We start from the raw sequence: 19,958 nt of genomic DNA, 5'->3' as shown, positions 1-19,958 counted from the left end.
GAGTGGTGGCGGAATCTCAGCACGAATCCCGGCGCCCGGCCAAGGGGGTGGGTGAAGGATTTCACAAAGTCGGGGGAACCTGGCCGGTGGCAGGTGTGGGAGCCGGCCACCGGCTTCGCGTCAGCTCATCCGCAGCGCCAGGAAGAAGTCCAGCTTGTCCTCCAGGCGCGACAGGTCACGCCCCGTCAACTGCTCGATCCGCCCGACCCGGTAGCGCAGTGTGTTGACGTGCAGGTGCAGCCGGGTCGCGCACCGCGTCCAGGAGCCGTCGCAGTCGAGGAACGCCTCCAGCGTCGGGATCAGCTCGGCGCGGTGCCGGCGGTCGTAGTCCCGCAGCGGGTCCAGCAGCCGGGCGGTGAAGGCGCGCCGTACGTCGTCCGGGACGAAGGGGAGCAGCAGCACGTGCGAGGCGAGTTCCTGGTGCCCGGCGGCGCAGACGCTGCCGGGCCGGGCCGCCGCGACGCGCCGGGCGTGCCGCGCCTCCTCCAGCGCCCCGCGCAGCCCCTCGGCCGAGTGCACGGCCGCGCTGACGCCGAGCGTGAGCCGCCCGTCGTCGCCGAGCCCGGCCGACAGCGGGTCGCGCACGGACGCCAGGAGCGCGTCGGCGAGGATGCCGCTCTCGGTGCCGTCGTGCTCGGCGGCGACCGCCGGCAGCGGCACCAGGGCGATGGCCTCGCCGCCGGTGTGCGCGACCGCGATCCGGTCGGACGCCTCGGGGCCGGGGTGCGGAAGGCCGGGGGAGGGCTCGGCGAGGACCTCCTCCAGCAGCGCCTGGGCGACCGGCCCGCTCTCGGCGGGCGCGCCGTCCCACTCCACGCGGGCCACCACCACCTGCCAGTGCGGGGCCGCGCCGAGGCCGGGCAGCAGCACCGGCGCGGCGACCCGCAGCCGGGCGGCGATCTCGGCGGGCGGCGCGCCGGTCTGCACCAGCTCCAGCACCTCCTGCGCGAGCCGTCTGCGCACCGTACGCGCGGCGTCGCGCCGGTCCCGTTCGACGGCGATCAGCTGGGTGACGCCCTGCAGCAGGTCCAGGCGCTCCTCGGGCCAGTCCCCGGCGTCGGCCTCGACGGCCAGCACCCAGTCCGACAGCACCGTCTCGCGCACGTCGCGGCCGCTCTGCGCGGGTCGCCCGGCGGCGACCGCGGGCCGCTGCGCGCCGGCGCGGATCGGGAAGAGGGAGTACGTCGTGCCGTCCAGCGTGACCCGGTGGGGCCCGCGGCGGCCCGACCGGGCGGCCGCCAGGTGCTCGGCGGCCAGCAGGGCGCAGGTGGCGGCGGTCAGCCCCGCGCCCGCGGCGCCCGTCCGGCCCGCCGCGCCGCCCGCCCCGGCCGTCGTCCCGCCCGCACCGGCTCCGGCGGCCGTCGCGCCCGCGTTCGATCCGCCCGCGAGGCCGCCCGCGCCCGCCCCGGCCGTCGTACCGCCCTGGCCGGGCCCGCCCGTGAGGCCACCGGCGGCCGTACCGCCCGCACCCGGTCCCGCGATCAGCCGTCCGGTGGGGGACAGCAGCCAGGCCCGCAGGTCCAGGTCGGAGCCGAGCAGGTCCAGGACCACGTCGGGGCCGCCGCCCGCCGGGCCGGCGGTCATCATCCGCCGGTGCCGGTCCACCACGGCCGCCAGGTCGCCGGCCCGCTCGCCGGAGACCTGCCGTACGACGTGCTCGGTGATCGTCGCGAACGCCACCGACTCGTGCACCGCGAACAGCGGCATCCGGTGCCGGGCGCAGGCCCGCACCAGGTCCTCGGGGACGGCGCCCAGCTCGGCCTCGCCGGCGGCCAGCGCGGCCACCCCGGCCTGCGCCAGGATGCGGACGAACGGCTCGGCGTCGGCGGCGTCGCGGCGCCAGGCCAGGCCCGTGAGGACCAGCTCGCCGCCGGAGAGGTAGCGGCTGGGGTCGCGCAGGTCGGTGGTCATGACGCCCCGGACGGTGCGGTCCAGCTCCTCCGCGCCGCCGAGCAGCTTCAGGCCCAGCGCATCGGTGTCCAGCAGTGCGCGCAGCCGCATGTCGTCGCCGCCGTTCTTTGTCTCGAAAACTACGATGAATCCTGTGGTGGGGGCCCGGCCGGGCGGCCGGTCAGCAGCTCCGCCGGGAGGGCGGTGACCTCTGTTCCAGGGGAAACCGAAGATGTCACCGACGACCTCCGTTCATACGAATCTACAAGATGCCCGGCGTGGCCAGCCAAACCCTTCATGGTTTCGGTGACTGACCCCGTCGGAGCAGCGGGCGGTGTACTGGCTCCACTCCGCGTGAACAGCACATGAACACGAACGAGCCGGGCCCGCCGCACACGGATTGGCTCAATCTGGACGACCTTTCGAGACGAAGAAGAGAGCCGGTCATGGACTTCCTTCGCCCCGCCAGCTGGGAGGAGGCGCTCGCCGCGAAGGCCGAGCACCCCACCGCTGTGCCGATTGCGGGTGGCACCGACGTGATGGTCGAGATCAACTTCGACCACCGCCGGCCCGAGTACCTGCTCAACCTCAACCGCGTCGGCGACCTCTACGAGTGGGAGGTCGGCGAGGACAGCGTGCGGCTGGGCGCCTCGGTGCCCTACACCAAGATCATGGAGAACCTCCGTGCCGAGCTGCCGGGCCTGGCGCTCGCCTCGCACACGGTCGCCTCCCCGCAGATCCGCAACCGCGGCGGCGTCGGCGGCAACCTCGGCACCGCCTCCCCGGCCGGCGACGCCCACCCCGCCCTGCTCGCCGCGGGCGCCGAGGTCGAGGCCGAGTCGGTGCGCGGCACCCGCCGCATCCCGATCGACGCGTTCTACACGGGCGTCAAGCGCAACGCGCTCGCCCCCGACGAGCTGATCCGCGCCGTGCACATCAAGAAGGCCGACGGACCCCAGCAGTACTCCAAGGTCGGCACCCGCAACGCCATGGTCATCGCCGTGTGCGCCTTCGGCCTGGCCCTGCACCCCGAGACCCGCTCGGTCCGCACCGGCATCGGCTCGGCCGCGCCCACCCCCGTCCGCGCCCAGGCCGCCGAGGAGTTCCTGAACGCGGCCCTGGAGGAGGGCGGCTTCTGGGACAACGGCAAGATCATCACCCCGTCGGTCGCCAAGCAGTTCGCCGAGCTGTGCTCGGCCGCCTGCAACCCGATCGACGACGTCCGGGGCACCGCGAGCTACCGCCGCCACGCGGTCGGTGTGATGGCCCGCCGGACACTCACCTGGACCTGGGAGTCGTACCGCGGCGCCCGCAACGCCTCGGAGGGAGCTGCGTAATGCGTGTCAACTTCACCGTCAACGGACGGCCGCAGGAAGCCGACGACGTCTGGGAGGGCGAGTCCCTGCTGTACGTCCTGCGCGAGCGCATGGGCCTGCCGGGCTCCAAGAACGCCTGCGAGCAGGGCGAATGCGGCTCCTGCACGGTCCGCCTGGACGGCGTGCCGGTCTGCTCCTGTCTGGTCGCCGCCGGGCAGGTCCAGGGCCGCGAGGTCGTCACCGTCGAGGGACTGGCCGAGTACGCCAAGGACCGCGCCGAGGGCGGCTGCGCGAGCGGCGCCTGCGGCACGGGCGGCACCACGCTGGACGAGGCCCAGCGCTGGCAGGCCAAGGGCGCCGACTCGCAGACCGGCGAGGGCGTCGAACTGGCTCCGATCCAGCAGGCGTTCATCGACGCCGGCGCCGTCCAGTGCGGCTTCTGCACCCCGGGTCTGCTGGTCGCCGCCGACGAGATGCTGGAGCGCAACCCGAACCCGACCGACGCGGACATCCGCGAGGCGCTGTCGGGCAACCTGTGCCGCTGCACGGGCTACGAGAAGATCATGGACGCGGTCCGCCTCGCGGCCGCCCGGCAGTCCGAGGGGGTCTGAGCATGACGACGGCCAACGGTGCTCCCACCAAGATCACGCAGGGTTCCAAGACCAAGGGCGGCATCGGCGAGTCCACACTCCGCCCGGACGGCACCCTCAAGGTCACCGGCGAGTTCGCGTACTCGTCCGACATGTGGCACGAGGACATGCTGTGGGGCCAGATCCTGCGCTCCACGGTCGCCCACGCCGAGATCGTCTCCATCGACACCTCCGAAGCGCTCGCCATGTCCGGCGTCTACGCCGTCATGACTTACGACGACCTGCCGGCCGAGATGAAGCACTACGGGCTGGAGATCCAGGACACCCCCGTCCTCGCCCACGGCAAGGTGCGCCACCACGGCGAGCCGGTCGCCATCGTCGCCGCCGACCACCCCGAGACGGCGCGCCGCGCCGCCGCCAAGATCAAGGTGGAGTACCGGGAGCTGCCCGTCATCACCGACGAGGCCTCCGCCACCGCGCCGGACGCGATCCTCGTCCACGAGAACCGCACCGACCACCACATCGGCCACGTCCCGCACCCCAACATCGTGCACCGCCAGCCGATCGTCCGCGGCAACGCCGACGAGGCCGCCAAGAAGGCCGACTTCGTCGTCCGGGGCGAGTACTACTTCGGCATGCAGGACCAGGCCTTCCTCGGCCCCGAGTCCGGCCTCGCCGTGCCCGAGGAGGACGGCGGCGTCCACCTCTACATCGCCACCCAGTGGCTGCACAGCGACCTGCGCCAGATCGCGCCCGTGCTCGGCCTGCCCGAGGACAAGGTCCGGATGACCCTGGCCGGCGTCGGTGGCGCGTTCGGCGGCCGCGAGGACCTGTCCATGCAGATCCACGCCTGCCTGCTGGCGCTGCGCACCGGCAAGCCCGTCAAGATCGTCTACAACCGGTTCGAGTCCTTCTTCGGACACGTCCACCGCCACCCGGCCCGCCTCTTCTACGAGCACGGCGCCACCAAGGACGGCAAGCTCACCCACATGAAGTGCCGGATCGTCCTGGACGGCGGCGCCTACGCCTCCGCCTCCCCGGCGGTCGTCGGCAACGCCTCCTCGCTGTCGGCCGGGCCGTACGTCATCGACGACGTCGACATCGAGGCCATCGCCCTCTACACCAACAACCCGCCGTGCGGCGCGATGCGCGGTTTCGGCGCGGTCCAGGCGTGCTTCGCCTACGAGGCGCAGATGGACAAGCTCGCCGACGAGGTGGGCATGGACCGGGTGGAGTTCCGCCGCCTCAACGCCATGGAGCAGGGCACGATCATGCCCACCGGGCAGCCGGTCGACTCCCCGGCCCCGGTCGCCGAACTCCTGCGCCGCGTCAAGGCGATGCCGCTGCCGCCCGAGCGCCAGTGGGAGTCCAGCGAGGGCGCCGACGTGCGCCAGCTGCCCGGCGGCCTGTCCAACACCACCCACGGCGAGGGCGTCGTGCGCGGCGTCGGCTACGCGGTCGGCATCAAGAACGTCGGCTTCTCCGAGGGCTTCGACGACTACTCCACCGCCAAGGTGCGCATGGAGGTCATCGCCGGCGAACCGGTCGCCACCGTGCACACCGCGATGGCGGAGGTCGGCCAGGGCGGCGTCACCGTGCACGCGCAGATCGCCCGCACCGAGCTCGGCGTCGCGCAGGTCACCATCCACCCCGCCGACACCCAGGTGGGCAGCGCTGGTTCGACCTCGGCCTCCCGGCAGACGTACGTCACCGGCGGCGCCGTCAAGAACTCCTGCGAGCTGGTGCGCGAGCGGGTGCTGGAGATCGGCCGGCGCAAGTTCGGCTCCTACCACCCCGCCTGGGCCACCGCCGAACTCCTGCTGGAGGGCGGCAAGGTCGTCACCGACGGCGGCGAGGTCCTCGCCGACCTGGTGGACGTGCTGGAGGACGAGGCCGTCGAGATCGAGGCGGAGTGGCGCCACCGGCCCACCGAGCCCTTCGACCTGCGCACCGGCCAGGGCAACGGCCATGTGCAGTACTCCTTCGCCGCGCACCGCGCCGTCGTCGAGGTCGACACCGAACTCGGCCTGGTCAAGGTCGTGGAGCTGGCCTGCGCGCAGGACGTCGGCAAGGCGCTCAACCCGCTCTCCGTCATCGGGCAGATCCAGGGCGGCACCACCCAGGGCCTGGGCATCGCCATCATGGAGGAGATCATCGTCGACCCCAAGACGGCGAAGGTCAGGAACCCCTCCTTCACGGACTATCTGCTCCCCACCATCCTCGACACGCCGACCATCCCGGTCGACGTGCTCGAACTCGCCGACGACCACGCCCCCTACGGGCTGCGCGGCATCGGCGAGGCCCCCACCCTGTCGTCCACCCCGGCCGTCCTCGCGGCGATCCGGAACGCGACCGGGCTGGAACTGCCCCGCACGCCCGTCCGGCCGGAGCACCTCACCGGCAAGGCGTGAGCAGACCCTCCGGGCGGCGCACGGAACGTCACATCCACGCGCCGCCCGGAGCACTCCCCGTCCTTCTTGCTCCGCTCCGCTCGCGGTCTTGAAGTACCCGCAACGAGGTTCGTCCTGGGCCGTCCCCCGGGTCGTCCATTCCCAAATCCCGTGCCCCTGAAGGGCTTTGCACGGGTGCCCCTGTGAACCTTGGGAGATGGCCCCATGACCCAGCAGTCAGTGGAGCCCAGGACCGCCGCCGAAGAGGCGGGCGCGGGCAGCCGCGTCCCGGCGGGACGGTCCTGGCTCGACCGGTACTTCCACATATCCCAGCGGGGATCGACGGTCGCGCGCGAAGTGCGCGGCGGCGTCACCACCTTCATGGCGATGGCGTACATCCTGCTGCTCAACCCGATCATCCTGTCCGGCAAGGACGTGGCCGGGGACACCCTCGGCCAGAAGGCCCTGATCACCGCGACCGCGCTCGGCGCGGCGTTCACCACCCTGCTCATGGGCTTCGTCGGCAAGGTGCCGCTCGCCCTCGCCGCCGGACTGTCCGTCTCCGGTGTCGTCGCCACCCAGGTCGTGCCCCAGATGACCTGGCCGCAGGCGATGGGCATGTGCGTCGCCTACGGCGTCGTGATCATGCTGCTGGTCGTCACCGGCCTGCGCGAGATGATCATGAACGCGATCCCGCTGCCGCTCAAGCACGGCATCACCATGGGCATCGGCCTGTTCATCGCCTTCATCGGCCTGGTCAAGGCCGGCTTCATCGGCCGCAACCCGGCCCCCGGCGGCGGCCCGGTCATCCTCGGCCCCGGCGGCGAGCTGTCCGGCTGGCCGGTGCTGCTGTTCGCCGCCACCCTCCTGGTGATCTTCGCGCTCCAGGCCCGCAACGTCCCCGGCGCCATCCTCATCGGCATCGTGGCCGGCACCGTCGTCGCCACCGTCCTGAACGCGGCCGGCGTCATCGACGCCAAGCAGTGGGTCAACGGCGCGCCCGAACTGCACGGCAGCCCCGTGTCGATGCCCGACTTCTCGCTCTTCGGGCACGTGTCCTTCGGCGGCTGGGGCGACGTGGGCGTCATGACCATCACGGTCATCGTCTTCACCCTGGTCCTGGCCGGCTTCTTCGACGCCATGGCCACGATCATCGGCGTCGGCACCGAGGCGAACCTCGCCGACGACAAGGGCCGGATGCCCGGCCTGTCCAAGGCGCTGTTCATCGACGGCGCCGGCGGCGTGGTCGGCGGCGTGGCGGGCGGCTCCGGCCAGTCCGTGTTCATCGAGTCGGCCACCGGCGTCGGCGAGGGCGCCCGCACCGGCTTCTCCTCGGTGATCACCGGCCTGTTCTTCGCGGCCTGCCTCTTCTTCACCCCGATCACCGCGATCGTCCCGCAGGAGGTCGCCTCCGCGGCGCTCGTCGTCATCGGCGCCATGATGATGATGAACGCCCGGCACGTCGACTGGTCCGACCGGGCCACCGCGATCCCGGTCTTCCTGACCGTGGTGATCATGCCGTTCACGTACTCCATCACTCCGGGCGTCGCCGCCGGCGTGATCTCGTACACCGTCATCAAGGTCGCCCAGGGCAAGGCGCGCGAGATCGGCGCCTTCATGTGGGGTTTGACGGCCGTCTTCCTCGTCTACTTCGCACTGCATCCCATCGAGGCCTGGCTCGGCGTCCACTAGCCGTACCACCAAGCGCCCTCCCCACGAACCGTCCGAAGGAGAACCGACAGATGCTGGACATCGCCGAGGAGCTGAACCGGTGGGTCGAGCAGGGCCGTGACTTCGCCGTCGCCACCGTGGTGGCCGTCGGCGGCAGCGCACCCCGCCAGCCGGGCGCGGCCCTCGCCGTCGACAGCGAGGGAACGGCCGTCGGGTCGGTCTCCGGCGGCTGTGTGGAGGGCGCGGTCTACGAGCTGTGCCGGCAGGCGCTGGAGGACGGCGAGACCGTGCTCGAACGCTTCGGCTACAGCGACGAGGACGCCTTCGCGGTCGGCCTGACCTGCGGCGGCGTCATCGACATCCTGGTCACCCCGGTACGGGCCGGCTCTCCGGCCCGGCCGGTGCTCGCGACCGCGCTGGCCGCCGCCGCCCGAGGGGAGGCGGCGGCGGTCGCGCGGATCGTGACCGGCCCGGCCGAACTGCGCGGCCGCGCCCTGCTGGTGCGCGCCGACGGCGCCTGGGAGGGCGGGTTCGCCGCCCACCCGGAGCTGGACCGCACCGTGGCCGGCGAGGCCGCCGCGTTCCTGGACGCGGGCCGCACCGGCACCCTGGAGATCGGCGAGCAGGGCTCGCGCTGCGGCGCCCCGCTCACCGTCCTCGTGGAGTCCTCGGTGCCCGCGCCCCGGATGATCGTCTTCGGGGCGATCGACTTCGCCTCCGCCCTGGTGCGCACCGGCAAGTTCCTCGGCTACCACGTCACCGTGTGCGACGCCCGGCCCGTCTTCGCCACCCGCACCCGCTTCCCGGACGCCGACGAGATCGTGGTCGAGTGGCCGCACAGGTACCTGGAGAGCACGGAGGTGGACGGCCGTACCGTCCTGTGCGTGCTCACCCACGACGCCAAGTTCGACGTGCCGCTGCTCAAGCTGGCGCTGAGGCTGCCGGTGGCGTACGTCGGCGCGATGGGCTCGCGCCGCACCCATCTGGAGCGCAACGAGCGGCTGCGCGAGGTCGGCGTCACCGATCTCGAACTGGCCCGGCTGCGCTCCCCGATCGGCCTCGACCTCGGCGCCCGCACCCCCGAGGAGACGGCCCTGTCCATCGCCGCGGAGATCGTCGCCGCCCGGCGCGGCGGCAGCGGCGTCTCCCTGACCGGCGCCCACACCCCGATCCACCACGACCCGGCGTCCCTCCCGCCCCGCCGGATCGGCTCGGTGGCCTGAGACGCACGACGGCGCCTCCGGGGCGTGCGGCACGCCCCGGAGGCGCCGGGCGGAGGGAGGCACGCGGGGCGGCGCACGCCCCTCAGACGCAGCGCCCTCCGCTCGCGGAGCACGTCCCCGGGCACGTGACTTCCCGCCGGCCGCCGCCCTCCGGACCGGCCGCACCGCCCCGCACGGGCCGCAGCGCCCGCTCACCGGCCGCACCGCCCCACAAGGGCCGCCGCGTCCTGCGTGTCGGAGGTGTACACCGGGCGGAAGGACAGGATCTCCGCCGTCGCCGCGCCGCTGGTGACGAAGGGGTCCGAGGCGACGGCCGCCTCGATCTCCGCCCGCGTCCCCTCCGCGAGGACGACCCCGCCCGTACGCGGCTCCAGCGGCCCCGCGATCCGGGCCAGCCCCCGGCCGAACACCCCGCCGGGATGGGCGTAGTGGGCCTCCTTCAGGGAATCGACGGTCTCCAGCGGCGCCTGGTATCTGAACACGATGACGAACATGCCCCCAGCCAACGGCACCGGGCCGCCCCACCGCCAAGACCTCTCACCCGCCGGCCTATAGGCTGACGCCTATGACCGCTGGTGAGACGGGAACCGAGGGCGTGCACACCCCGCCGGACCTGGAACTGCGGCAGCTGCGCTACTTCGCCGCCGTCGCCGAGGCCGGCACCGTCACCGAGGCCGCCCGCCGCCTCAGGATCGCCCAGCCGAGCCTGAGCCAGCAGATCAAGAAGCTCGAACAGCGCGTCGGCGCACCCCTGTTCCGGCGCCTGCCGCACGGCATGGAACCCACCGAGTCCGGACGGCTGCTCCTGACCGGCGTCCAGCAGGCGCTGGCGGTGCTCGGCTCAGCGCTCGACGCGGCCCGCGCCGCCCCTCTCACCGCGGCCGTCGGCGTCTGCCGGGGCGTGCCGGGAGACGTACTGGAGCGCGCCGAGCGCCTCCTGACGGCCGCCGGACCCCTGAGCCTCGCCTACGAGCCGGCCGACTCCGCGCACCAGCCCGAGCTGCTGCGCACCGGGGCGCTCGCCTACGGCGTCCTGCGCGCCCCCGCGGCCGACACCGCCGGCCTCGACCTGCGCGTCCTCGGCGACGAACCCCTCGGCGTCGTCCTGCCCGGCCGCCACCCGCTCGCCGGGCGCACGGAACTGACCTGGTCCGACCTGAGGGACCTGCGCCTGCTGTGGTTCCCCGAACGGCGCGCCCCCGGCTACGCGTCCGCCGTCCTCGCCCGGCTCGCCGAGCACGGCTGGCGTCCGGCCGCCGTCGTGGAGGACAGCGGCAGCCACACCCTGTTCCGGCACGCCCTCCTCGGCCACGACGACCTGGTGGCGCTGCGCACCCGGTCCGCCGTCGGCGCGGACACCGGCCTGGTGTGGCGTCCGGTCGGCCCCCGGCCGCCCCGCGAGCGGCTGCTGCTGGCGGCCGCCGCGCGCACCCCCTGGTCCCGCCGGCTCCCCGACGCCCCCCTGGTCCCGCCTGCTGAGGACCCGTCACGCCTGCCGCAGCAGCTTGTTGACCGCGCGTGAGAACATCGCGCGCGCCGTGCGCTCCAGCAGCGGATCGAACACGCCCGGCAGGAACCGCACGCCCAGCTCCTCGCGCCACCGCACCCGGCTGCGCCCGCCGGGGCCCGGCCCGACCTCGATCTCCGCCCACCCGAGCACCACCCGGCCGCGCTTCTCCAGCCGGCACAGCCCCGGCTCGCCGTCCGCCGGGGGACGCCACACGACGACCTCCATCCGGTCGTCGAAGCGGAGCGGTCCCAGTGCCGTACGGGCCACGAAGGCCGTGCCCTCGCGGGTCGGCCCGTCGGTGGTCACGGTGATCCGGGTCAGCGGGACCACGTCGGCGTGCCGGGGCCACCGCGTGAGCCGCCGCCAGGCCTCCTCGGGCGGAAGGGGCGGCGTGCGTTCGAGGGAGAAGAAGACCACGGGCCGATGGTAGGCAATGCGCCCCGCTGAACGGCCCGTTCGCCCCCGTGTCACCCGCCTGGCCCTGCGACCTCCGCGCACCGGCCGATCCGGTGCGCCGCCTGGGGCGCGTGTGCCTACGGCCGGTACACCTTCCCCGGGACCGGCTTGCCCGGCGCCAGCAGCTGGGGGACCGTCACGAAGACGTAGCCGCGCTGCTTGAGCGCGTCGATGATGCCGGGGACGGCCGGGACGGTGCCCTGGTAGATGTCGTGCAGCAGGATGATGCCGTCGCGGGACGCCTGGTCGAGGACGCGCTGGGTGATCAGCGCGGAGTCGGTCGTCGTGTAGTCCTTGGCCGTCACGCTCCACAGCACCTCGGACATGCCCATCTCCTTGGAGACGCGCTGCACGGTGTCATTGGTGCGGCCCTGCGGCGGGCGCATCAGCGTGGGCTTGTGGCCGGTCAGGCGCTCGATCGCGTCGTTGGGGCGCTTCAGCTCCTCGCGTATCTCGTCCTCGGATATCTTCGTGAGGATCTTGTGGTCCCAGGTGTGGCTGGCCACCTCGTGGCCCTCGGCCGCCATCCGCTTGACCAGCTCCGGGTACTTCTCGATGTGCCGCGCGCCCAGCAGGAAGAAGGTCGCCGGGACCTGCTTCTCCTTCAGGATGTCCAGCAGCCGCGCGGAGTTCTCGCTCGGTCCGGCGTCGAAGGTGAGCGCGATGCACTTCGCCTTGCGGCAGTCCACGGTGCCGAACCGGCCCGGCGCGCCCGCGGCGGCCTGGGCGCGGGCGTCGCTCGGCGAGGTCGCGTGGATCTTGGTGCAGCCGCCGAGCGCCACCGTCAGCCCGGCGGCGGCCAGCAGGGCGACGGCCCCCCGGAATCCGGCGATGTTCCGGAACCGCGTCCCCGTCTTCTTCATCTTCTTGGTCGCAGAAGGCATGCGCGGACTATATACAGAGGGTATAGACGCAGTGTATAGCGGGGTCGAATAAGTGACCGCCGGACACTTGATCGACCCCATCACTCGCGCATCCCGCCTGAATTGGCCCGATGTGTGCCCTCCCGCCGCCGGGTTACTCGCGCCGACACGCGAGTGAAGGCGAGAGGGAGGAGAGTCCCGTGAGCGGACGCACCTGGCGCCGGGCCCTGGTGACCGGCGGAGCCGGCTTCGTGGGGTCCCATCTGTGCGCCCGGCTGCTCGACGCCGGAACCGGCGTCGTCTGCCTGGACAACCTGTCCACCGGCGCGCACGCCAACGTCGCCGAGCTGGAACGGCGGCGCGGCTTCCGCTTCGTCCACGCCGACGCCACCGACCCCGGCGCCGTGCGCGGCCTGCCCGGCGACTTCGACCTCGTCCTCCACTTCGCCTGCCCGGCCTCGCCCGCCGACTACCTCCGCCTGCCGCTGGAGACCCTGGAGGTCGGCAGCGCCGGCACCCGCAACGCCCTGGAGCGCGCCCGCGCCGACGGCGCCCGCTTCCTGCTCGCCTCCACCTCCGAGGTCTACGGCGACCCCCTGGAGCACCCGCAGCGCGAGAGCTACTGGGGCAACGTCAACCCGGTCGGCCCGCGCAGCGTCTACGACGAGTCCAAGCGCTTCGCCGAGGCGCTGGTCACCGCGCACCGCCAGGTCCACGGCACCGACACCGCCATCGTGCGCATCTTCAACACCTACGGCCCCCGCATGCGCCTCGGCGACGGCCGCGCCGTCCCCACCTTCATCGCCCAGGCCCTGGACGGCGCCCCCCTCACCGTGGCCGGCGACGGCGGCCAGACCCGGTCCCTGTGCTACGTGGACGACACCGTCGACGGCGTCCTCGCCCTGGCGGCCTCCGGCGAGAGCGGCCCGGTGAACATCGGCGGCGGCGACGAGATCACCGTGCTGGAGCTGGCCCGCCGGATCGTGGAACTCACCGGCTCCCGCTCCCGCATCCGCTTCGTGGACCGCCCGGTCGACGACCCCGGCCGGCGCCGCCCCGACACCCACCTCGCCCGGGAGGCGCTCGGGTGGCAGCCGCGCGTGGACTGGACCGAGGGCCTGGCCCGCACGATCGGCTGGTTCACCCGAGCGGCGGCGGCCTGACCGCGCCCACGACCCGACGCCGGTCACCCGGGCCCCCGGTGACCGGCGCTTTCGCGTCCCCACCGCCCTTCGCGCGACGGCAACTCGAAGGGCCGCCCCGCACGGCCGCCGGACAGTAGACCGCGGTGTCCTGAACCGTACTGCGCCCCCCTGACCAGCACGGGTCACTTTGCGTCACCAAATCCTGACATGGCGGGGCGAAATCCCTCCGACCCCGGCCAGTTGGCTTCATGTGTTTGAGACAGCCGCAGCGCGGCACCCAGAAGCCCGAAGTGCCGACGGTCCCCCTACGCCGAACCATCGCCGAACGGGACGGAGTCACCCCCCATGCGCATCCTTGGTATCAACGCCCTGTTCCACGACCCGGCCGCCGCGCTGGTCGTGGACGGCAGGACGGTCGCGGCCGGCGAGGAGGAGCGCTTCAGCCGCCGCAAGCACGGCAAGCGCCCGGTGCCGTTCTCCGCCTGGGAGCTGCCGGAACTCTCCGCCCGCTGGTGCCTGGAACACGCGGGCCTGCGCCCCGAGGACCTGGACGCCGTCACCTACTCCTTCGACCCGGCCCTGGCCCGGCCCGCCGCCGACCTGGGCCTGTTCGACCCGTGGGACCCGCTGCGCCTGGAGTACGCCCGCCGCGCCCCCGAGTTCCTGGCCGAGGCGCTGCCCGGACTCGACCCGGCGAAGGTCGTCTTCGTCCCGCACCACATCGCGCACGCCGCCTCCGCCGGCCCCGCCTCCCCGCACCCCGACAGCGCCGTCCTCGTCCTGGACGGCCGCGGCGAGGCCGCCTCCCACCTCGCTGGCCGCTTCCACGACGGCAAGCTCGACACCCTCGCCGCGCAGGCGCTGCCCGACTCCCTGGGCCTGGTCTACGAGGAACTCACCGAGCACCTCGGCTTCCTGCGCAGCAGCGACGAGTACAAGGTGATGGCGCTCGCCTCCTACGGCACGCCCCGCTTCCTGGACCGGCTGCGCGAGCACGTCCACGCCACCGGGGACGGCGGCTTCCGCGCCCACGGCGTCGACTGGACCGCCTTCGCACCGCCCCGCGGCAAGGACGAGCCCTGGACCCGCGACCACGCCGACCTGGCGGCGAGCTGCCAGGCCGCGCTGGAGGAGGTCCTGCTCGACCTCGCGCACTGGCTGCACCGCGAGGCCGGCGGCGACGCCCTCGCGATGGCCGGCGGCGTCGCCCTCAACTGCGTCGCCAACTCCAGGATCGCCGCGCAGGGACCGTACCGGCACGTATGGGTGCAGCCCGCCGCGGGCGACGCCGGCACCGCCCTCGGCGGCGCCCTCTACCTGGCGGCCGGCGAGGGCGCCGTACTCGAGCCGATGACCGGCGCCGACCTCGGGCGCGGCTGGAGCGACGAGGAGCTGCGGCACTGGCTCCAGGAGGCCGCCGTACCCTACGAGCGGCCCGACGACATCGCCGAGGCGGTCGCCGAGGAACTGGCCCGCGACGGCGTCGTCGCCTGGTTCCAGGGCCGCAGCGAGTACGGCCCGCGCGCCCTCGGCCACCGCTCCCTGCTCGCCCACCCCGGCCGCGCCGGGAACCTGGAACGGCTCAACCGGGTCAAGGGCCGCGAGGAGTTCCGGCCGGTCGCGCCCATGGTGCTCGCCGAGCGCGCCCACGAACTCTTCCACGGGCCGATACCCAGCCCGTACATGCTCTTCGTGCACGACGTGCACCCCGACTGGCGCGAGCGCATCCCGGCCGTGGTGCACGTGGACGGCACCGCCCGCATCCAGACCGTGGACGAGCGCCGGGAGCCCCTGGTCGCCCGCATGCTGCGCGGCTTCGAGCGGCGCACCGGCCTGCCCGTCGTCGTCAACACCAGCCTCAACACCGCCGGCCGGCCCATGGTGGACGACCCGCGCGACGCACTGGAGTGCTTCGGCTCCGCGCCCGTGGACCTGCTCGCCATCGGCCCCTACGCGGTGCGCCGGGGGAGGGCCTACGCATGAACCGCACCGACGAGGGCCGCCCCGCCGGGACCGGCCGCACCGACCGGGCACGCCCCGGCGCCCCCGCCTACGCCGTCGTGATCCCCACGCTCGCCCGGGACACGCTGGCCGACTGCCTGGCCGCGCTGGCCGCCGCACACGGGCCCCGGCCCGAGGAGATCGTCCTCGTGGACGACCGGCCCGACCCCGAACCGGACGCGCTGGAGCACCCGTTGACCGTGCTGGGCGATCTGCGCGCCCGGACCGCCGTCCTCACCAGCGGCGGCCGGGGCCCCGCCGCCGCCCGCAACACCGGGCTGCGCGCCGTCACCACGCCCTGGGTGGCCTTCCTGGACGACGACGTGCAGGTCGGCCCGCACTGGTGCGAGCAGCTCACGCAGGACCTGTCCGAGGCCGGTACCGACACCGGCGCCGTCCAGGGCGTCATCGCCGTGCCGCTGCCGGGCGAGCGCCGCCCCACCGACTGGGAGCGGGGCACCGCCGGGCTCGCGCAGGCGCGCTGGATCACCGCCGACATGGCCTACCGCACCGACGCCCTCGAACAGGTCGCCGGGTTCGACGAACGCTTCACCCGCGCCTTCCGCGAGGACGCCGACCTGGCGCTGCGCGTCCTGGACGCCGGCTGGCGCATCCGCCAGGGCCGCCGCACCACCCGGCACCCGGTACGGCCCGCCGACCGCTGGGTGTCGCTGCGCGCGCAGCGCGGCAACGCCGACGACGCGCTCATGCTGCGGCTGCACGGCCCCGGCTGGTGGCACAAGGCGGTCGCCCCGCGCGGCCGCATCCGCTCCCACCTCGCCGTCACCGCCGCCGGTGTCGCCGCCTGCGCCCTCGCCGCGGCCGGCCGCCGCCGGGCCGCCGCCGTCGCCGCGCTCGGCTGGGCGGCCGGCACCGCCGAGTTCGCCTGGACGCGGATCGCGCCCGGGCCGCGCACCCGCGACGAGATCACCACCATGGCCGTCACCAGCGTCCTCATCCCGCCCGCCGCCACCTGGCACTGGCTGAGCGGACTGTGGCGCCACCGGGCGGCCCCCGCCTGGCAGGAGGTGGCCCGGTGACCGCGTCCACCGGCCGGGTGAAGGCCGTGCTGTTCGACCGCGACGGCACGCTCGTCGAGGACGTCCCCTACAACGGCGACCCCGAGCGGGTCCGCCCCGTCGACGGCGCCCGCCAGGCCGTGGCGCTGCTGCGCGCGCACGGGATCGGCGTCGGCGTGATCACCAACCAGTCGGGCGTGGCGCGAGGGCTGCTCTCCACCGCCGACGTGCGCCGCGTCAACGAACGCGTCGAGGTGCTGCTCGGCCCGTTCGACGTGTGGGCGGTGTGCCCGCACGGCCCCGGCGACGGCTGCGCGTGCCGCAAGCCCCGGCCCGGCATGGTGCTGTCGGCGGCGTCCCGGCTGCGGGTGCGGCCCGAGGAGGTCGTCGTGATCGGCGACATCGGCTCCGACCTGGCGGCCGCCCGCGCCGCAGGCGCGCACGGCGTCCTCGTGCCCACGCCGGTCACCCGCACCGAGGAGATCACCGCCGCCGCCCATGTCGCCCCGAACCTGCTGACGGCCGTCCGCGCGGTCCTGACCGGCCCGCCCTGGGGCCGCATCCTGGCCGACGAACGCCCCATCGAGGCCGCCTACACGGACGGCCCCTGGTGGCAGGCCACCGCCGAGGACCCGCGGGACGGCGCGGTCCGGACCGCGCCCCGCACGCACCGCCCGGTGGAGCCGTCGATCCCCGACGACCGTCGGAGGCCCCGATGAAGGCCCTGGTCAGCCGCCTCGACAGCTTCGGCGACGTGCTCCTCGCCGGGCCCGCCGTCCGTGCCGTCGCCGCCCGCGCCGACCACGTCACCCTGCTGTGCGGACCGCGCGGCGAACCGGCCGCGCGGCTGCTGCCCGGCGTGGACGAGATCGTCGTCTGGGACGCGCCCTGGGCCGGGTTCGAGCCGCCGCCCGTCGACCGCGCCGACATCGAACGCCTCCTCGACCGCGTGGACGCCGACACCGCGCTCGTCCTCACCTCCTTCCACCAGTCCCCGCTGCCCACCGCCCTGCTGCTGCGCCTGGCCGGCGTCCGGCGCATCGCCGCGGACAGCGTCGACTACCCCGGCTCCCTGCTCGACGTACGCCACCGGCGGGCCCCCCACGCCCACGAGGCCCAGGCCGCCCTCGACCTCGCCGAGGCCGCGGGCTTCCCCTGCCCCGACGACGGCCGCCTCGCCGTGCTGCCGCCGCCCGACACCACCGAACTGACCGGCCCCGGCCCCTACGTCGTGCTGCACCCGGGCGCCAGCGTCCCCGCCCGCGCCTGGAGCGCCGAGCGCTGCGCGCAGGCCGTACGCGAACTCACCGCCGCCGGACACCGCGTCGTCGTCACCGGCGGCAGCGGCGAGAAGGACCTCACCGCGCACGTCGCCGGGTCCGTCGCCCTCGACCTCGGCGGGCGCACCGAGGCCCCCGAACTGTCCGGCGTGCTCGCCGCCGCCCGCGCGGTCGTCACCGGCAACACCGGCCCCGCCCACCTGGCCGCCGCCGTCGGCGCCCCCGTCGTCTCGCTGTTCGCGCCGGTCGTCCCGGCCGAACGCTGGCGCCCCTGGGGCGTCCCGTACGTGCTGCTCGGCGACCAGGACGCGCCGTGCGCCGGCAGCCGCGCCCGCACCTGCCCGGTGCCCGGCCACCCCTGCCTGGAGTCGGTGACCGCGCACGACGTGCGCGCCGCAGTGGAGAAGGTGATGCAGGCGTGAGGATCCTCATCTGGCACGTGCACGGCTCCTGGACGACCGCGTTCGTCCAGGGCCCGCACACCTACGTCGTCCCCGTCACCCCCGACCGCGGGCCCGACGGCCTCGGCCGCGCCCGCACCTTCGACTGGCCCGACTCGGTGGTCGAACTCCCGCCGGAGCGGCTGCGCGAGGCCGACATCGACCTGGTCGTGCTGCAACGCCCGCACGAGTACGACCTCGTCCGGCGCTGGCTCGGCCGCACCCCGCCCATGGTGTACCTGGAGCACAACGCCCCCGACGGCGACGTGCCCGACACCCGCCACCCGGTGGCCGACCTGCCCGCCGGCATCCCGCTCGTGCACGTCACCCACTTCAACCGCCTGATGTGGGACGCCGGGAGCGCGGACACCGCCGTGATCGAGCACGGCATCGTGGACCCCGGCACGCGCTGGACCGGCGAGCTGCCGCACGCCGCCGTCGTCGTCAACGAGCCCGTCAGGCGCGGCCGCACGACCGGCACCGACCTGCTGCCGCAGTTCGCGCGGGCCGCCCCGCTGGACGTGTTCGGCATGCGCACCGAGGGCCTCGCCGAGCACGTCGGACTGCCGCCCGAGCGCTGCCGCAGCCACGAACTCGTGCAGAAGGACCTGCACTTCGAGATGGCCCGGCGCCGCCTCTACCTCCACCCGGTCCGCTGGACCTCCCTCGGTCTGTCCCTGCTGGAGGCGATGCACCTCGGCATGCCCGTGGTCGCCCTCGCCACCACCGAGGTCACCGAGGCGGTGCCGCCGGGCGCCGGGGTGGTGTCCAACCGCATCGACGTACTCGCCGACGCCGTACGGGACTTCGTCGCCGACCCGCTGTACGCCCGCACCGTCGGCGAGGCGGCGCGCGCCGCCGCGCTCGCCCGCTACGGGCTGACCCGCTTCCTGGACGACTGGGAGCGGCTGCTGAAGGAGGTCACCCGATGAGGATCGCCATGGTGTCCGAGCACGCGAGCCCGCTCGCCGCGCTCGGCGGGGTCGACGCCGGTGGCCAGAACGTCTACGTCGCCCGCCTCACCGAGGAGTTGGCGCGCCGCGGACACGACGTCACCGTCTACACCCGCCGGGACTCGGCCGAGTTGCCCGACCGGGTGCCGCTGCCCGGCGGCGCCGTCGTCGAGCACGTGCCGGCCGGGCCGCCCGACGTCATCCCCAAGGACGAGATGTTCGCGCACATGCCCGCCTTCGGCGCGCATCTCGCCCGGGCCTGGCGGCACGAACGGCCCGACGTCGTGCACGCCCACTTCTGGATGTCCGGCATGGCCTCGCTGCTCGGCGCGGGGCCGTACGGCCTCCCGGTCGTGCAGACGTACCACGCCCTCGGCACCGTCAAGCGCCGCCACCAGGGCCGCGAGGACACCAGCCCGCGCGAACGCGTCGGCATCGAGCGGCAGATCGGCCGCAGCTGCGAACGGGTCCTGGCCACCTGCACCGACGAGGTCCACGAACTCGCCGACATGGGCATCTCGCCCAGCCGGGTCTCCGTGGTGCCCTGCGGCGTGGACGCCGCCCACTTCCACCCCGGCGCCGACCCCGCCACCGCGCCCGCGCCCGCCCGCGAGCAGCGCCACCGGCTGCTGTCCTGCGGCCGGCTGGTCCGCCGCAAGGGCTACGACCAGGCGATCCGCGCCCTGGCCCGGGTCCCGCACACCGAACTCCTCGTCGCCGGCGGCCCGCCCGCCGCCGACCTGCACACCGAGCCCGAGGCCGAGCGGCTGCTGAAGCTGGCCGCAGCGGAGGGCGTCGGCGACCGGGTGCGGCTCCTCGGCGCGGTCGACCCGGCCCGGATGCCCGCCCTCATGCGCAGCGCCGACCTGGTGCTGTGCACCCCGACCTACGAACCGTTCGGCATCGTGCCGCTGGAGGCGATGGCGTGCGGCGTGCCGGTGGTCGCCACCGACGTGGGCGGGCACCGCGACTCGGTCGCCGACGGCCGCACCGGACGGCTCGTGCCCGAGGGCGACCCCGCCGCGATCGCCGCCGCCGTGCGCGAGCTGCTCGGCAGCGAGCGCACCCGCCGCCGCTACGGGAGCGCCGGCCGCGAACGCGTCCAGGCCCGCTTCACCTGGCGGCGCGTCGCCGACGGCGTCGAACAGGTCTACCGGCGGGTCACCGCCGGCCGCGAGATCGGCTCGGAGGTGGCCTGATGCGCATCGACC

General features: G+C 74.4%; 16 protein-coding genes and 1 pseudogene. 13 read left to right on the top strand and 4 right to left on the bottom strand.

The genetic code is table 11. The annotated features are described in order from the left end of the window. Nucleotides 1-120: 120 nt before the first annotated feature. Nucleotides 121-2,001 (bottom strand): annotated as a pseudogene (locus K7787_RS32480) (PucR family transcriptional regulator). Between the two features lie 335 nt (nt 2,002-2,336). Here K7787_RS32480 and K7787_RS26500 point away from each other — a divergent pair. The 5 genes from K7787_RS26500 to K7787_RS26480 all read left to right on the top strand — a co-directional run bounded on the left by K7787_RS26500 (nt 2,337) and on the right by K7787_RS26480 (nt 9,080). After that, nucleotides 2,337-3,227 (top strand): FAD binding domain-containing protein, encoded by an 891-nt coding sequence (locus tag K7787_RS26500; RefSeq protein ID WP_223003194.1) that lies wholly within the window; start codon nt 2,337-2,339, stop codon nt 3,225-3,227. Beyond that, nucleotides 3,227-3,817, top strand: a complete 591-nt coding sequence (locus K7787_RS26495; protein WP_164390555.1) for a (2Fe-2S)-binding protein — start codon at nt 3,227-3,229, stop codon at nt 3,815-3,817. Before K7787_RS26500 ends, K7787_RS26495 begins: the two co-directional genes overlap by 1 nt. Before the next feature lie 2 nt (nt 3,818-3,819). Next, nucleotides 3,820-6,207, top strand: coding sequence for a xanthine dehydrogenase family protein molybdopterin-binding subunit (locus K7787_RS26490; protein WP_223003193.1), 2,388 nt, complete (start codon nt 3,820-3,822; stop codon nt 6,205-6,207). Nucleotides 6,208-6,411: 204 nt separating this feature from the next. Further along, entirely contained in the window at nt 6,412-7,878 is a 1,467-nt protein-coding gene (locus tag K7787_RS26485) for an NCS2 family permease (RefSeq protein ID WP_019985001.1), read from the top strand. A 50-nt stretch (nt 7,879-7,928) separates the two neighbouring features. Further along, entirely contained in the window at nt 7,929-9,080 is a 1,152-nt protein-coding gene (locus K7787_RS26480) for an XdhC family protein (RefSeq protein WP_223003192.1), read from the top strand. 191 nt (nt 9,081-9,271) lie between these two features. Here K7787_RS26480 and K7787_RS26475 read toward each other — a convergent pair whose 3' ends face one another. Next, the gene (locus tag K7787_RS26475; RefSeq protein WP_223003191.1) at nt 9,272-9,574 is read right to left on the bottom strand and encodes a YciI family protein; all 303 of its coding nucleotides are present in this window, start codon (nt 9,572-9,574) and stop codon (nt 9,272-9,274) included. Between the two features lie 71 nt (nt 9,575-9,645). On the opposite strand from K7787_RS26475, the gene K7787_RS26470 reads away from it, so the two are divergent. Continuing rightward, complete coding sequence (locus K7787_RS26470) at nt 9,646-10,602, top strand: LysR family transcriptional regulator (protein WP_247721310.1); 957 nt, start codon at nt 9,646-9,648, stop codon at nt 10,600-10,602. Here the strand turns inward: K7787_RS26470 and K7787_RS26465 are convergent. Both K7787_RS26465 and K7787_RS26460 read right to left on the bottom strand, forming a co-directional pair. Further along, nucleotides 10,567-11,007, bottom strand: coding sequence for an SRPBCC family protein (locus K7787_RS26465; RefSeq protein ID WP_019985005.1), 441 nt, complete (start codon nt 11,005-11,007; stop codon nt 10,567-10,569). The genes K7787_RS26470 and K7787_RS26465 overlap by 36 nt on opposite strands. A 116-nt stretch (nt 11,008-11,123) precedes the next feature. Beyond that, complete coding sequence (locus K7787_RS26460) at nt 11,124-11,909, bottom strand: polysaccharide deacetylase family protein (RefSeq protein WP_223003199.1); 786 nt, start codon at nt 11,907-11,909, stop codon at nt 11,124-11,126. A 200-nt stretch (nt 11,910-12,109) separates the two neighbouring features. Between K7787_RS26460 and K7787_RS26455 the strand changes: the two genes are divergently transcribed. From K7787_RS26455 to K7787_RS26425, 7 genes are all read left to right on the top strand, one after another. After that, nucleotides 12,110-13,072, top strand: a complete 963-nt coding sequence (locus K7787_RS26455) for an NAD-dependent epimerase/dehydratase family protein (RefSeq protein WP_164388343.1) — start codon at nt 12,110-12,112, stop codon at nt 13,070-13,072. A gap of 327 nt (nt 13,073-13,399) precedes the next feature. Next, complete coding sequence (locus tag K7787_RS26450; protein WP_223003190.1) at nt 13,400-15,037, top strand: carbamoyltransferase family protein; 1,638 nt, start codon at nt 13,400-13,402, stop codon at nt 15,035-15,037. Further along, nucleotides 15,034-16,095, top strand: a complete 1,062-nt coding sequence (locus K7787_RS26445) for a glycosyltransferase family 2 protein (protein ID WP_199293835.1) — start codon at nt 15,034-15,036, stop codon at nt 16,093-16,095. The genes K7787_RS26450 and K7787_RS26445 overlap by 4 nt, the downstream gene beginning before the upstream one ends. Continuing rightward, nucleotides 16,092-16,793, top strand: a complete 702-nt coding sequence (locus K7787_RS26440) for a D-glycero-alpha-D-manno-heptose-1,7-bisphosphate 7-phosphatase (RefSeq protein WP_164388154.1) — start codon at nt 16,092-16,094, stop codon at nt 16,791-16,793. The genes K7787_RS26445 and K7787_RS26440 overlap by 4 nt, the downstream gene beginning before the upstream one ends. Beyond that, complete coding sequence (locus K7787_RS26435; RefSeq protein ID WP_223003189.1) at nt 16,790-17,776, top strand: glycosyltransferase family 9 protein; 987 nt, start codon at nt 16,790-16,792, stop codon at nt 17,774-17,776. Before K7787_RS26440 ends, K7787_RS26435 begins: the two co-directional genes overlap by 4 nt. Continuing rightward, nucleotides 17,773-18,726, top strand: a complete 954-nt coding sequence (locus K7787_RS26430; protein WP_223003188.1) for a glycosyltransferase — start codon at nt 17,773-17,775, stop codon at nt 18,724-18,726. The genes K7787_RS26435 and K7787_RS26430 overlap by 4 nt, the downstream gene beginning before the upstream one ends. Continuing rightward, complete coding sequence (locus K7787_RS26425; protein ID WP_223003187.1) at nt 18,723-19,946, top strand: glycosyltransferase; 1,224 nt, start codon at nt 18,723-18,725, stop codon at nt 19,944-19,946. Before K7787_RS26430 ends, K7787_RS26425 begins: the two co-directional genes overlap by 4 nt. The last annotated feature ends 12 nt before the right edge of the window (nt 19,947-19,958 follow it).

Source organism: Streptomyces sennicomposti, assembly GCF_019890635.1.
In the GTDB taxonomy this organism is placed as follows: Bacteria; Actinomycetota; Actinomycetes; order Streptomycetales; family Streptomycetaceae; genus Streptomyces; species Streptomyces sennicomposti.
This window is presented reverse-complemented; position numbering and strand designations above follow the sequence as displayed.